The sequence below is a fragment of the Rhodococcus sp. T7 genome, from assembly GCF_009872365.1.
Taxonomy (GTDB): Bacteria; Actinomycetota; Actinomycetes; order Mycobacteriales; family Mycobacteriaceae; genus Rhodococcus_F.
The window spans coordinates 82,863-95,284 of the sequence record NZ_WXYH01000111.1 but is presented as its reverse complement, the minus strand read 5'-3'; the positions used below and the strand labels follow the sequence as shown (position 1 = coordinate 95,284).

Sequence of the window (12,422 nt, the reverse complement as noted above, 5' to 3'; positions counted from 1 at the left end):
GTAACCTCGAGTCATGAGCGTGCCGGGCAGGATTGCCGCGCTGACGGCGGTGTCACTGGCCGCTGTGCTGCTCGGCGGTGACGTGGTCGCGGTGGCCGATCCCGAACCCCGGGGTGCGTCCGGTCTGCCCGCCCGCGGCCTGGTCACGTCGGCGCCGCTCACGTCGGCGCTGATGTTCACCGGGACCACCGGCGAGGCCACGCCGTCGCAGCGGGTTCCGGGTGCGGAGGCGGACGGGATGTCGGCCACCGGTCACGACTTCGGCAAATACCCGTACATGCGGTACGAGGTCCGGTTCGGTCCGGACACCGCGGGCTCGGACGTGACGTGGCACGGACGTTCGGTGAATCTCGACGACCTCGCGATGCACGTGTGGGACGAGGCGGCGCAGAGCTGGGGTGAACCGGTCGCGACAGCGCAGCCGTCCGAGCCGGGCGGTCCGGTCTCTCTGACCACCCGGATCGAAAATCAGGACGCCGCCCAGATCCTCGTCATCGACAGCCCGCGACGGGACCGGAGTTTCCGCGAGGCCAACGCGACCGCCGATCAGCAGTTCGCCGACCCGGACACGTACGACTTCGCGTTGCAGCACATCTCCGACACCCAGTACGTGTCCCGGGACCGGCCGGAGGTGTACTTCGACATGACCCGCTGGACCGCCGACAACGCCGCCGAACGCAAGATCGCGTATTCGATGCACACCGGCGACCTCGTCCAGAGCTGGATACGTCCGGGGGCGCCCGAGTCCCGCGCGCGCCCCGAGTTCGAGGTGGCGGACCGGGCGATGGCAACGCTCGAGGACGCCGGCGTCCCGTACGGCGTCCTGCCCGGCAACCACGACAACCTGTGGAACGTGGGCGGACGGCTGATTCCCGGCGAGCACGAGAAGAACCACGCCCTCTACAACGAGTTCTTCGGCCCGTGGCGGTTCCGCGACCAGCCGTACTGGGGTGAATCCGTCACGGACACGGACAATTCGGCGCACTACGACCTGCTCGACATCGCAGGCGCGAAATTCCTGATGCTCTACATCGGCTACAACCCGCCCGAGCACGTGCTGCAGTGGGCCGAGGACGTGCTCGCCGCCCACCCGGACCGCAACGTGGTGATCGGCAGCCACTACTACCTGGACGAGGACGGCTCGCTGCGGATGAGCGGGTTCGGCGACATCGGTACCAGTGCGGGACAGCAGATCTGGAACCGGCTCGTCGTCCCGTTCGACACGGTGTTCCTGGTCCTCGCGGGGCACGTCGACGGGCAGACGACGGTCACCGACCGGAAGGTGGGCGACACCGACCGGAAGGTCGTGGAGTTGCTCGCCGACTACCAGTACTTCACCGTGAACGGTCTCCGCGAGACCGGATTCCAGCGCCTGCTGCAGTTCGACGTCGACGGCGGAACCCTCGCGGTCACGACGCACTCCCCGACCCTGGACAGCTTCCGGGTGGAGGACTTCGATCCGCAGCGCCGCTACGTGCCCGGTGACGGCGACTTCGTCACCGACGTGGAATTGCGGGCCGACCTGCCGCGCGCCGTCATACCCGCGCCCTGAGATATAGGTCGACGGACGACGCGCTCAGGCGTCCGGCGTGGCGACGGCGCGCGTCACGAGATCGGCGATGAGCCGCTCGGTGTCGACGCCCTCGAGCACCCCGGGCAGCGTCAGGTGCTCGACGATGAGCGCATTCATCGCGAGGTAGAGCATCAGCACGGTGCTGCGGTCGCCGGGCAGTCCCGAGCCCAGGTGAAACCCGATGTCGTGCTCCAGGTTGCCGGAGATGGTGCGGGTCAGGGTGGTGCGCAGTTCGGGACGACGGACCGCTTCGAGCCGCAACTCCTGCAGCGCGAGGTAACCCGTCCGGTCGCGGGTGATCCGGCCGAACAATCCCTGCATGTACTCGATCGCGAGGTCGAGATTCTGCGGCTTGCGGACGCTTTCCTCGATCACCGAGGGGTCGGGACCCATGCGCTCGTGGATCCGCTTGCCGACCTGGTCGAACAGGTCGTCGCGGCTGGCGAAGTAGTTGGAGGCCGTCCCCTTGGGAACGTTCGCCTCGACGTCGACGGCACGGAACGTGAGGCCGCGCGCACCCTCTCGCGCGAGCACTTCGATCGCCGCGTTCACGAGCGCCGCACGTCGTTCCGGATTCTGCGCCATCGACACTCCTCGAAAAAGAACTTGCAACCACTGTAGTCATAGTACTACAAATGGAGTAGTTACCGACCGCGGGAGGACTCACATGCGAAAACTCGTCTACTACGTCGCCACCACCATCGACGGATTCATCGCCGGCGCCGACGGCGCGGACCCCAGCGGCACCGTCTTCGAACTCGAGGGTGATCACATGCCCGCGATGATCGCGGAGTACCCCGAGACGGTCCCCACCCACGTTCGGGCAGCGATGGGAATCGAGGCCACCAACCGGCATTTCGACACCGTGCTCATGGGCCGCGCCAGTTACCAGCCCGGCCTCGACCTCGGCGTGGCCAGCCCGTACGCGCATCTGCGGCAGTACGTGTTCTCGACGACGATCACCGAGTCGCCCGATCCGGGCGTCGAGATCGTGGCGGGCGATCCGATCGAGAAGGTGCGCGAACTCAAGAAGGAGGACGGCAAGGACATCTGGTTGTGCGGCGGCGGGAAGCTGGCCGCCGCGGTGCAACCCGAGGTCGACGAGCTCCGGATCAAGCTCAACCCCGTCGCGATCGGCTCCGGCATTCCGCTGTTCGACGGCGAATTCGTCCCCCAGCGGTTCCGGCTGACCTCGACCCGCGCGTTCGAGAGCGGGATGATCTTCCTGACGTACGTCCGCCGATAACCGAAAGTCACACCCGCCACTCGAGGCGACACGGGCACCTGACGCATGTATTGATTCAATACGTAAGTAATGTTCGAGGCATGCGCGAACGCCGGTACTCGTCCACCAGCCCCGAACACCTGGCTGCGGCCCTGTTCGACGTCGCGGCCGAATCGGGCCTCGAGGGCGCCAGCGTGCGCGAGGTCGCCAAGAGGGCGGGTGTGTCCATCGGCGCCGTGCAGCACCACTTCTCCACGAAGGACGAGATGTTCGCGTTCGCGCTGCGCACCCTCGTCGACAAACTGCTCACCCGCCTGTCGGAGGTCGACCGCGACGGCGACCCCGCCCAGGACCTGTTCGCCGCGATGTCGCAGTTGCTCCCCCTCGACGAGCCACGGTCGCGGGAGGCGCACGTCAGGGCGGCATTCGCCGTCCGGGCGGCCACCTCCCCGTCGCTCGCCGAGATCCGCCGCACGACCCTGTTCACCATCCGCACCGGACTGTCCGCGGTGCTCATCGGGATCGGCACGCCGGAAGCGGAAACCCGTGCGGCACTTCTCCTCGCCACCGTCGACGGCCTCGCGGTCGATGCGATCGGCAGTCCGGCGCTGTACCCGCCCGAGTACCTCGAGCACGCCCTGGAAGTCCAGATCGGCATGATTCTGCAGGGCGCCGACGTCGCGCCGTCGTCGTCGATCGAACTGGCCAGCTGATCCCTCGTCCCGATGTCACATCCGTCTCGTCAGAGTGAACCCCTGCCCCATCACGCGGAGGGTGCGGGACGGTTCGCGCCCAGCCCCTCCGGCGACCTGCACCTCGGCAACCTGCGGACGGCCGTCCTGGCGTGGCTGTTCGCCCGGTCCACCGGCCGGCGGTTCCTCATGCGCGTCGAGGACCTCGACCGCGTTCGCGACGGCGCCCGGGAGCGGCAACTCGCCGACCTCGCGGAACTCGGTCTCGACTGGGACGGCGCCGTCGTGTCGCAGTCGCACCGGCTCCCGCGGTACGACGCCGCCATCGCCGAACTCCACGCCGCCGGCCTCACGTACGAGTGCTTCTGCACGAGAAGAGAAATCCTGAAGGCGGCGTCGGCCCCGCACGCACCGCAGGGCGCCTACCCGGGGACCTGCCGCAATCTGACACCGGACGAGCGCGCCGACCGTCTCGCCGGCGGGCGACCACCGGCCCTGCGTCTGCGCGCCGCCGTCACGTCGTTCACCATCGACGACGTCCTGCACGGAACCTATTCCGGAATGGTCGACGACCTCGTGCTGCGCCGCGGCGACGGAACACCCGCCTACAACCTGGCGGTGGTCGTCGACGACGCCGCCCAGGGGGTCGACCAGGTGGTCCGCGGCGACGACCTGCTGTCGTCCGCGCCCCGCCAGGCGTACCTCGCGGGATTGCTCGGGCTCACCGCCCCCACCTATGCACACGTGGCGCTCGCACTCAACGAGGACGGCAAACGGCTCGCGAAACGCGACGGCGCCGTCACCCTCACCGACCAGAAAGCGTTGGGACGCACACCGAGCGACGTCCTCGGGGTGCTGGCGGAGTCACTCGGACTCGCGGAACCAGGCGAGGTCGTGGATCTCTCGACCCTCCTCGCCCGGTTCGACCCGGCCCGCCTGCACCGCGAACCGTGGGTCGTCAGGCCCCCGACGCCGCCGCGATCAGCATGATCACGAAGAACAGGATCCACCCGACGACGTAGGCGCCGCCGATGGCGATTCCCGCGATCGCGAGTCCGCGTCCTTCCTGACCGGACTGCTTGATCTGGCCCAGCGCCACGATGCCGAGGATGATGCCGACGATGGAGCCGACACCGTAGAAGCAACCGCCGACGATCGACGTGATCAGCGACGCGATCGCGAGACCGTTCGTCCCGCGCGACTGCGGGTAGGGCGCGCCGTACGGGTTCGGGGCGCCGTACTGCGGGGCGGGGCCACCGTATTGGCCCGCCGCCCCGTACTGATTGGGTGCGCCGCCGTACTGGTTCGGGGTGGAGTACTGATTCGGGGTGGAGTACTGATTCGGGGCGGCATACGGGTTGGGCGTCCCGTACTGCTGCCGGCCGGGGGCCCCGTACTGGTCGCCGCCGTACTGATTCGGCGCGGCATACGGATTCGGGGAAGTCCCGTACGCGCCCGGCTGCTGATAGTCGGGGTACTTCTCGGTGGGCGCCGAATAGGTGGGATAACCGGATTCGTCGACCCCGTATCCGTCGCGCGGCAACGGCGGAACCTCGCCGTAAGTGGGTGGTGTCTGCCCGTTGTACGGATTCGAATCGTCCGATCCCCCAGAATTAGTCACGATAACCAGCGTAAAGCATCAAAACCGCAGGAGAAGAAGCAGACCAAAGGGAGGCGGGTAAAGGATTGTCCACGTAGTGTTTATTCGCACTGTCACGCGCGAGCATTCAACTCTTGCTGAGGGGATCACATGACGACTGGTGGATACGACCCTAACGACAAACCCGAAGGTGGTGACCAGGGCGGATACCCTCCGCGGGGCAATCCTCCACCGCCGCCCGGCGGATATCCGCCGCCGCCGGGGAATTACCCGCCGCCGCCGCAGGGACCGCCGCCCGGCGGATATCCGCCACCGCCTCCCGGCGGAAACTATCCCCCTCCGCCCGGTGGAAACTATCCGCCGCCCCCCGGTAATTACCCGCCCCCGCAAGGACCCCCGCCCGGCGGTAATTACCCGCCGCCGCAGGGAAATTACCCGCCCCCTCCGCAGGGACCGCCGCCCGGCGGATATCCGCCGCCCCCGCCGATGTCGGATTACGGCGCCCCCGGCCAGACGCCGGGACAGTTCTCCGTGGGTGACGCGATCGGCTACGGCTGGAACAAGTTCAAGGACAACGCGCTCATCTGGATCGGCATCCTGCTGATCGCCGCCGTCATCCAGGTGGTGCTGAACCTCATCTTCGGCGGCTTCAGCACGTCGTCCGACATGAGTTCGGCGTTCTCGGTGTGGCGCATCATCGGCTCGATCGTCACCACCATCGTCGGTTACCTGATCAACGCGGCGCTCGTGCGCGGCGCACTGCACGAGGTGGACGGCAACAAGCCGGCGTTCGGATCGTTCTTCCAGTTCACCAACGTCGGGGCGATCATCATCGCCAGCGTCATCATCGGTATCGCCTCCATCATCGGTTTCTTCCTGCTCGTCATCCCGGGTCTGATCGTCGTCTTCCTGACCTGGTGGACGCTGCAGTTCGTCATCGATCAGAACGAGGACGCGATCACCGGCATCAAGTCGAGTTTCCGCACGATCTCGCAGAACGTCGGACCGGTACTGCTGCTGGCCCTGGCCCTCGTCGGCATCAACATCGTCGGTGCAATCCTCTGCGGCGTCGGACTTCTCGTCTCGATCCCGATCACGATCATCGCGTCGACCTACGCGTACCGCGTGCTCACCGGCCGTTACGTCGCGGCCTGACCGTGCGCTCCCCACGGGTGAGCGTGCTCCCGCCCCTCGGGCCGGAAGCACGCTCACCCGTTTTGCTACTCCCGTCACTCGAGTCACTCCCACCCCTTGCGTAAGGTGCTCAGGCGTCATCCGAGACGATCGAGGGGGAACACATGACTACTGGCGGATTCGATCCCAACCAGGGACAGCAGCAGTTCGGCGGGCAGCAGTACGGGCAACCGCACTACAACGGGGCGGGGCAGCAGTACGGCCAGCAGCAGTACGGCCAGCAGTTCGGCGCGCCGCCGCAGTTCGATTCGGCGCAGCAGTTCGACTCTGCACAGTTCGGCACCCAGCCGTTCGCGCCGCCCGACTTCGGGTTCAACCCGTCCCGGCCCGGCGAACTTCTTCCCCGCCTGGGCGCGCGGGTGATCGACGGCCTGATCGTCGGCATTCCGACGGCCGTGGTCACCATCGTCATCTCGCTGGTGCTGGGCACCTTCCTGGGCAGCGTCTTCGGGGCGATCCTCACCGCGGCCGCCGCCGTCGGCTACTTCGTGTTCCTCGAGACGACGCGGGGCCAGACCGTCGGCAAGCAGGTCCTGGGTCTGCGCGTCGAGGGCCCGAACGGCGGACTGCCCACCCAGCAGCAGTCGCTGACCAGGAACGGCTTCTACGTCGTCGCCGCGCTCGGCGGGTTCCCGTTCCTCGGGTTCCTGTTCGGACTGCTCGGTGTCGTCGCGGCGATCGTCATCGCCGTGACGATCAACGGCAGCCCCACCAAGCAGGGCAAGCACGACGAACTGGCGGGCGGCACGCGCGTCGTCCAGGGTTAGTCCGGGCACGACCCATCCCGCGGGTGAACGTACCTTTCAACGCCTCAGATCGGACAAAAGGTACGTTCACCCGTTCCTGATTCGCGCCTCTCCACATGCAAGTGCTTGGATTGCGGCGTGACAGCCTCAGATCAGCAGACCAAGCAAGACGACCACGCGACGTTCGCGCACGTCAGCCGGGGGTACTACCCCACGTTCGTTGCCCTCTTCACCGCGACGCTGCTGATCTCGAATATCTGCGCGACGAAAGGCGTCGCATTCTTCGCCGACTCGTCGCTCACCGTCGGCCCGCTGCAGATCCTGCCGGTCATCACCGACGGCGGTTTCTTCCTGTTCCCGCTGGCCTACATCCTCGGCGACGTGCTCAGCGAGGTGTACGGGTTCAAGTCGACGCGACGCGCGATCTACCTGGGCTTCGGCGCCCTGATCCTGGCCGCGTTCTGCTTCTGGCTGCTCATCGAACTGCCGTCCGCCGACTTCTACGAGAACCAGGAAGCGCTGCGGTCCGTCGTCGGCGTCTACCCGCGACTGCTGCTCGCCGGGCTGGCCGGGTACTTCGTCGGGCAGATGCTGAACTCGGTGACGCTGGTCCTGATCAAGGAGCGGACCAAGGAGAAGCACCTGTGGGCACGGCTCATCGGCTCCACCATCGTCGGTGAGTTCGCCGACACCCTGATCTTCTGCTCCATCGCCGCCGGCGCGATCGGCATCAGCACGTGGAGCGATTTCGTCAACTACGTGATCGTCGGATTCCTGTGGAAGACGCTGGTCGAGGTGCTGGTCATGCCGATCACGTACCGCGTCATCGCGTACGTGAAGAAGCGCGAACCCACCTACCAGCTCTGACCCCCAGGTGAGTGGGAAAGCGTCCCCGGGGACGCTTTCCCACTCACGTGCGGTAGAAGCGGCCCAGCGTCTCGGCCTTGAACTCCTCGAAGTAGCCGCCCTCGATGCTGTCGCGGATCTGATCGACCAACCGCACCGTGAAGCGTTCGTTGTGGATCGTGCACAACGTGGACGCCAGCATTTCCTTCGCCTTGAACAGGTGATGGATGTAGGCGCTGGTGTAGTTCGCGCACGTGTAGCAGTCGCAGTTCTCGTCGATCGGGGTGAAATCACGCCGGAAGCGGCTGGTGTTGATGTTGAACCGGCCGTCCGGGTGGTAGATCGCGGCGTTGCGCGCCACCCGCGACGGGTTCACGCAGTCGAACGTGTCGGCGCCGTTCTCGATGGCCACGAAGAAGTCGTCCGGCTCGCTGATGCCGAGCATATGACGCGGCTTGTGCTCGGGTAGCTCCTCGTTGCACCAGCGGACGATGGTGCCCAGGTTCTGCTTCTCGAGCGCCCCGCCGATGCCGTACCCGTCGAAGCCGCGGCCACTCTCCCCCGTGATCGATTCGAGCCCCCGGCACGCCTGCCGCCGCAGGTCCTCGTACTGCGCGCCCTGGACGACGCCGAACAGCGCCTGGTACGGGCGGTGGGACCGTTCGGCGTTGAGCTTCTCGTGCTCGGCGATGCAGCGCACCGCCCACGCCTGCGTCCGCTCCACCGACTGCTCCTGGTAGCCGCGGGTGTTCAGCAGCGTCGTGAGCTCGTCGAACGCGAACATGATGTCGGCGCCCAGCTGATGCTGGATCTGCATCGACACCTCCGGGGTGAACCGGTGCCGCGACCCGTCCAGGTGCGATTTGAACGTGACGCCGTCGTCGTCGACGGTTGCGAGGCGTTCCTTGCCCTTGGCGATGACGTCGTCGGAGCGCACCCCGACCGCTTCCATCGCGAGGACCTTCTTGAATCCGACGCCCAGCGACATCACCTGGAATCCGCCGCTGTCGGTGAACGTCGGGCCGTCCCAGTTCATGAACTTGCCCAGCCCGCCGGCTTCGTCCACGATGTCCGGGCCCGGCTGCAGGTACAGGTGGTACGCGTTGGCGAGCAGCGACTGCGCGCCCAGTTCCTTCATGCTCTCCGGCAGCACCGCCTTCACGGTGGCTTTGGTGCCGACGGCCACGAACGACGGCGTCGCGATGTCGCCGTGCGGGGTGTGAATGGTTCCGGTTCGGCCGAGCTGCCCCTCGAGTCGGGTGCCGACAGTGAAGAACGGATCGGGCGGGGTCGGGACTACGGCATTCACGGGTGTATCCAATCACGCGCGACATTTTCGGCGACACATCACTACTTCGTACGAAAGTGGGTACAGAGAGTGAGACGATCCCACCCCCGCGACCGGAGGAACCGCCATGAGCGACGAGAAGACCGGCCGTCGGATCGACAGGCGAACGTTTCTCTCCGGTGCCGCGGTCGCGGGCGGGGTGACCGTGATGTCGGGTCTCTTCGACCGTCGGGCGGACGCGTCGCAGAAGCCGCTGAGCCGTCAGCGCGGCAATTACGTGCAGCCCAACATCGTGTTCATCGTCGTCGACGAGATGCGGTTTCCGCAGGTCTTTCCGGCGGGGATCACCACTCCGGATCAGTTCCTGCAGCGGTTCATGCCCAACCTCTACAAGTTGTGGGCGCCGGGGGTGAAGTTCACGCAGCACTACACGGCCGGGGTGGCGTGCAGTCCGGGACGTGCGTGTTTCGTCACCGGGCTCTATCCGCTGCAGAACTGGATGCTGCAGACGCGGACCGGTAATCGGGCGTCGCCCGTCCCGTCCCCGGCGATGGGCCGGGAGTTCCCGACGTACGGCAAACTGCTGCGGCAGGCGGGGTACGTCACGCCGTACGTCGGGAAGTGGCATCTGTCGCCGTCCCCCGACGAGGATTCGGGGCTCGCCCCCGGCTACCTCGAGGAATACGGGTTCGACGGACTGACGATGCCCGACATCATCGGATTGAACGGTGAGGGCTTCGAATTCGACGGGCACATCGCCGACCAGGCCGCGGCGTGGTTGTCGACGCGCAAACCCTCCGACGGCCCGTTCTGCCTGACGGCGAGCTTCGTCAACCCGCACGACCAGCAGTTCTTCTGGGCCGGAACGGAAGCGGAACGCTACCAGTCGTTGTACGCGAACAACGTTCCCCCGCTCAGCCCCGCCCGGTCCTGGTCGGTGACCACCGGCGAGAGCGACCCGCCGCGGCTGGGTTACCCGTCCGTGCCGCCCAACTGGGAACCCGAGAAGGCGCTGCAGTCGAAACCGAGCACCCAGGTGTTCGCGCGGGAGTTCCAGGCGCTGGTGTGGGGCGGCGTCACCGACGACGTCCAGAATCTGTCGAACTACTACCTGCAGCCGTACGGCCAGGGCACCGATCCCGACCGGCACATCGCGTTCGCGCCGTACACGTACTGGGAACGGGCACTGGACAGTTACACCAATGTGCTGTCGATGGTCGATCACCACATCGGCACGGTGATCGACTCGCTGCCGGAAGACGTCGCGGCGAACACCGTCTTCGTCATGACGTCCGATCACGGTGAATACGCCGGCGCGCACGGCTTCGTCGCGGGCAAACTGTCCACCGCCTACGACGAGGCGTTCCACATCCCGCTGATCGTCGCCGACCCCACCGGGCGGTTCACCGGCGACACCGACACCCCGCGCGGACAGCTGACGTCGAGCGTCGACGTGGTGCCGCTGCTCGCGACGCTCGGCCACGGCGACCGGAACTGGATGTCCGGGGACCTGTTCGCCACCTACGCCGAACGCGCCGACCTGATGCCGCTGCTGCGGAGCAACGCCGCAGCGGGTCGCGACCACGTCGTGCTCGCCACCAACGAGCATGCACCGCAGGGGATCAACTGGAACAACTCCCCCACCCACATCTACGTGCTGCGGACCCCCGAGGCGAAGGTCGCGGTGTACTCGAAGTGGCTGGGCCCCACCGCCTACGTCGATCCCGCCTCGTTCCAGTACGAGTTCTACGACTACGCCACCGACCGCGGTCGGGCGGAACTCGACAACACCTTCGATCACGACCCGCGCGGCCCCGCGATGGCCGCCCAGCTGATGACCCAGTATCTGCCGACTCAGCTCGCCGCGCCGCTGCCCCCGGCGTTCGCGCAGCAGAGCGCGGACGCGATGGCCCGGTACCTCACCTACATCCAGGTGATCAACCGGTACACCCCCGGCGAGATCGACCGCGAGGGCATCGCCAAGTTGACCGCGTTCGGGGAGGTGTTCTGACCACCATGTCCGGGAAAATCGTTGCCGCCGTGCTGCTTCTGCTGTTGTGGTCCGGCGGGGCGTCCCTCGCCTCCGCGGCCCCGCCGCCGACGGCGCAGTGCGCGTGGCAGTTCATGTCCAACTCGACGGTGCTCAATGTCGCGTTCCCCGACGCCAACGCGACGTACTGGGTTCTGCCCTACGCGTTGGCGTCCGGCGACACCATCGAACTGAGCGGCGCCTACCCCGCCGCCCGCTACTTCTCGCTCAACACGTACGGCACCAACTTCGACACCGTCGACACGTTGCGCGACAACCAGATCGGGCCCGACCCGGGCAGCGGCAACCCGTTCGCCGACGCCGCGGCCGGTTCCCTGCCCGCCGCGCAGAAGCGCTGGCGCGCCACCGTCGTGACCGGTCCGGCCGACCACACGCGAAACCAGATTCAGGCCCTGCCCACCGGGGCCGGCGCGCAGTCGGTGCCCGTCGGCTTCCTCATCATCCGGGTGTACGTGCCCGACGACCCGGCATCACCGTCGGGCGGCGTCCCACTGCCCGACGTGACGCTGACGTCCGCGGGCCGAACGTCGCAGGTGCCGACGTGCGGGTCCGAACTCGACCCGTCCGCCTACGACAACGGCCCGCTCGGACAGGTCGCGGAGGCCGGATTCGATCAGATCATCGCCGGCGCCGCGTCCGGTGCGTTCCCCGGTAACGTGCCGGAGGCGACGTTCGTGAACCCCGCGAGCACGTCCGGTCTGTTCCCCAACGGTGACAACAAATACGTCGGAGCGGGGCTGACCTATCAGCCCGGGCGCATCGTCGTCGTCCAGGGCCGGGCACCCACGTTCCCCGACACCCGTGCGGGACAACCCGTCACCGCACCCGGCAGCCAGGTGCGGTACTGGTCGATGTGCCAGAACGATCAGCTGACGCCGTACCCGGTGGTCGCGTGCGCCGCCGACTTCCAGACCCGCACCGACGGCGACGGCAACTACACGTACGTCGTCGCCGCACCGCAGGACGTCCCCGCCCGCGCCACCTCCGACCCGACCGTCACCGTCATCCCCTGGGGCTCCACCGACATCGCGAAGAAGGTGCTCTTCCTGCGGTACATGCTGCCGTCCGACGCCTTCTACCCGCAGTCGGTGCAGGCGTCGCAGAACGATCACACCGACCCCGCCGCCACGATGGGTCCGTACTACCCGCGCTCCGCCTATTGCGACACCGCCACCTTCGAGGCCGGGGGAAGCACTGCGTGCCTGTGA

The 12,422-nt window shown here is 67.1% G+C and carries 12 protein-coding genes; 9 read left to right on the top strand and 3 right to left on the bottom strand.

What is annotated here, in order from left to right; all coding sequences use genetic code 11:
* The first annotated feature begins 13 nt into the window (after positions 1-13).
* A complete protein-coding gene (locus MLGJGCBP_RS13905) occupies positions 14-1,552 on the top strand; it encodes a metallophosphoesterase (RefSeq protein WP_160096262.1) in 1,539 nt (512 codons plus the stop codon).
* Between the two features lie 24 nt (positions 1,553-1,576).
* On the opposite strand, the gene MLGJGCBP_RS13900 is transcribed toward MLGJGCBP_RS13905, so the two are convergent.
* A complete protein-coding gene (locus MLGJGCBP_RS13900) occupies positions 1,577-2,158 on the bottom strand; it encodes a TetR/AcrR family transcriptional regulator (protein ID WP_087561528.1) in 582 nt (193 codons plus the stop codon).
* An 82-nt stretch (positions 2,159-2,240) separates the two neighbouring features.
* Between MLGJGCBP_RS13900 and MLGJGCBP_RS13895 the strand changes: the two genes are divergently transcribed.
* From MLGJGCBP_RS13895 to gluQRS, 3 genes are all read left to right on the top strand, one after another.
* Positions 2,241-2,819 carry a dihydrofolate reductase family protein gene (locus MLGJGCBP_RS13895; protein WP_160096260.1) on the top strand — a complete coding sequence of 193 codons (579 nt, stop codon included), beginning with the start codon at positions 2,241-2,243 and terminating at the stop codon, positions 2,817-2,819.
* A gap of 80 nt (positions 2,820-2,899) precedes the next feature.
* Entirely contained in the window at positions 2,900-3,511 is a 612-nt protein-coding gene (locus MLGJGCBP_RS13890; RefSeq protein WP_160096258.1) for a TetR/AcrR family transcriptional regulator, read from the top strand.
* Positions 3,512-3,523: 12 nt separating this feature from the next.
* Positions 3,524-4,480, top strand: coding sequence for a tRNA glutamyl-Q(34) synthetase GluQRS (gluQRS, locus tag MLGJGCBP_RS13885; RefSeq protein ID WP_160096256.1), 957 nt, complete (start codon positions 3,524-3,526; stop codon positions 4,478-4,480).
* On the opposite strand, the gene MLGJGCBP_RS13880 is transcribed toward gluQRS, so the two are convergent.
* The gene (locus tag MLGJGCBP_RS13880; RefSeq protein WP_160096440.1) at positions 4,449-5,033 is read right to left on the bottom strand and encodes a DUF4190 domain-containing protein; all 585 of its coding nucleotides are present in this window, start codon (positions 5,031-5,033) and stop codon (positions 4,449-4,451) included. The two genes, gluQRS and MLGJGCBP_RS13880, sit on opposite strands and share 32 nt — an antisense overlap.
* A gap of 207 nt (positions 5,034-5,240) precedes the next feature.
* Between MLGJGCBP_RS13880 and MLGJGCBP_RS13870 the strand changes: the two genes are divergently transcribed.
* The 3 genes from MLGJGCBP_RS13870 (at position 5,241) to MLGJGCBP_RS13860 (ending at position 7,897) form a co-directional block, all read left to right on the top strand.
* Positions 5,241-6,245, top strand: coding sequence for a hypothetical protein (locus MLGJGCBP_RS13870; RefSeq protein ID WP_236581077.1), 1,005 nt, complete (start codon positions 5,241-5,243; stop codon positions 6,243-6,245).
* Positions 6,246-6,388: 143 nt separating this feature from the next.
* The gene (locus tag MLGJGCBP_RS13865; RefSeq protein ID WP_160096252.1) at positions 6,389-7,051 is read left to right on the top strand and encodes an RDD family protein; all 663 of its coding nucleotides are present in this window, start codon (positions 6,389-6,391) and stop codon (positions 7,049-7,051) included.
* A gap of 117 nt (positions 7,052-7,168) precedes the next feature.
* A complete protein-coding gene (locus MLGJGCBP_RS13860) occupies positions 7,169-7,897 on the top strand; it encodes a queuosine precursor transporter (RefSeq protein WP_087561535.1) in 729 nt (242 codons plus the stop codon).
* A gap of 43 nt (positions 7,898-7,940) precedes the next feature.
* On the opposite strand, the gene tgt is transcribed toward MLGJGCBP_RS13860, so the two are convergent.
* Positions 7,941-9,185, bottom strand: a complete 1,245-nt coding sequence (gene tgt / locus MLGJGCBP_RS13855; protein WP_087561536.1) for a tRNA guanosine(34) transglycosylase Tgt — start codon at positions 9,183-9,185, stop codon at positions 7,941-7,943.
* 106 nt (positions 9,186-9,291) lie between these two features.
* Between tgt and MLGJGCBP_RS13850 the strand changes: the two genes are divergently transcribed.
* Both MLGJGCBP_RS13850 and MLGJGCBP_RS13845 read left to right on the top strand, forming a co-directional pair.
* A complete protein-coding gene (locus tag MLGJGCBP_RS13850; protein WP_160096250.1) occupies positions 9,292-11,175 on the top strand; it encodes a sulfatase-like hydrolase/transferase in 1,884 nt (627 codons plus the stop codon).
* A 5-nt stretch (positions 11,176-11,180) separates the two neighbouring features.
* On the top strand, positions 11,181-12,422 hold the full coding sequence (locus MLGJGCBP_RS13845; protein WP_160096248.1) for a hypothetical protein: 1,242 nt from the start codon (positions 11,181-11,183) through the stop codon (positions 12,420-12,422).

What these genes read in the sequence shown, in the direction of transcription:
- gluQRS (WP_160096256.1), top strand. Translation starts at nt 3,524, where the DNA reads ATGTCACATCCGTCTCGTCAGAGTGAACCCCTGCCCCATCACGCGGAG.
- MLGJGCBP_RS13890 (WP_160096258.1), top strand. Translation starts at nt 2,900, where the DNA reads ATGCGCGAACGCCGGTACTCGTCCACCAGCCCCGAACACCTGGCTGCG.
- MLGJGCBP_RS13900 (WP_087561528.1), bottom strand. Translation starts at nt 2,158, where the DNA reads ATGGCGCAGAATCCGGAACGACGTGCGGCGCTCGTGAACGCGGCGATC.
- MLGJGCBP_RS13895 (WP_160096260.1), top strand. Translation starts at nt 2,241, where the DNA reads ATGCGAAAACTCGTCTACTACGTCGCCACCACCATCGACGGATTCATC.
- MLGJGCBP_RS13865 (WP_160096252.1), top strand. Translation starts at nt 6,389, where the DNA reads ATGACTACTGGCGGATTCGATCCCAACCAGGGACAGCAGCAGTTCGGC.
- MLGJGCBP_RS13905 (WP_160096262.1), top strand. Translation starts at nt 14, where the DNA reads ATGAGCGTGCCGGGCAGGATTGCCGCGCTGACGGCGGTGTCACTGGCC.
- MLGJGCBP_RS13850 (WP_160096250.1), top strand. Translation starts at nt 9,292, where the DNA reads ATGAGCGACGAGAAGACCGGCCGTCGGATCGACAGGCGAACGTTTCTC.
- MLGJGCBP_RS13870 (WP_236581077.1), top strand. Translation starts at nt 5,241, where the DNA reads ATGACGACTGGTGGATACGACCCTAACGACAAACCCGAAGGTGGTGAC.
- MLGJGCBP_RS13845 (WP_160096248.1), top strand. Translation starts at nt 11,181, where the DNA reads ATGTCCGGGAAAATCGTTGCCGCCGTGCTGCTTCTGCTGTTGTGGTCC.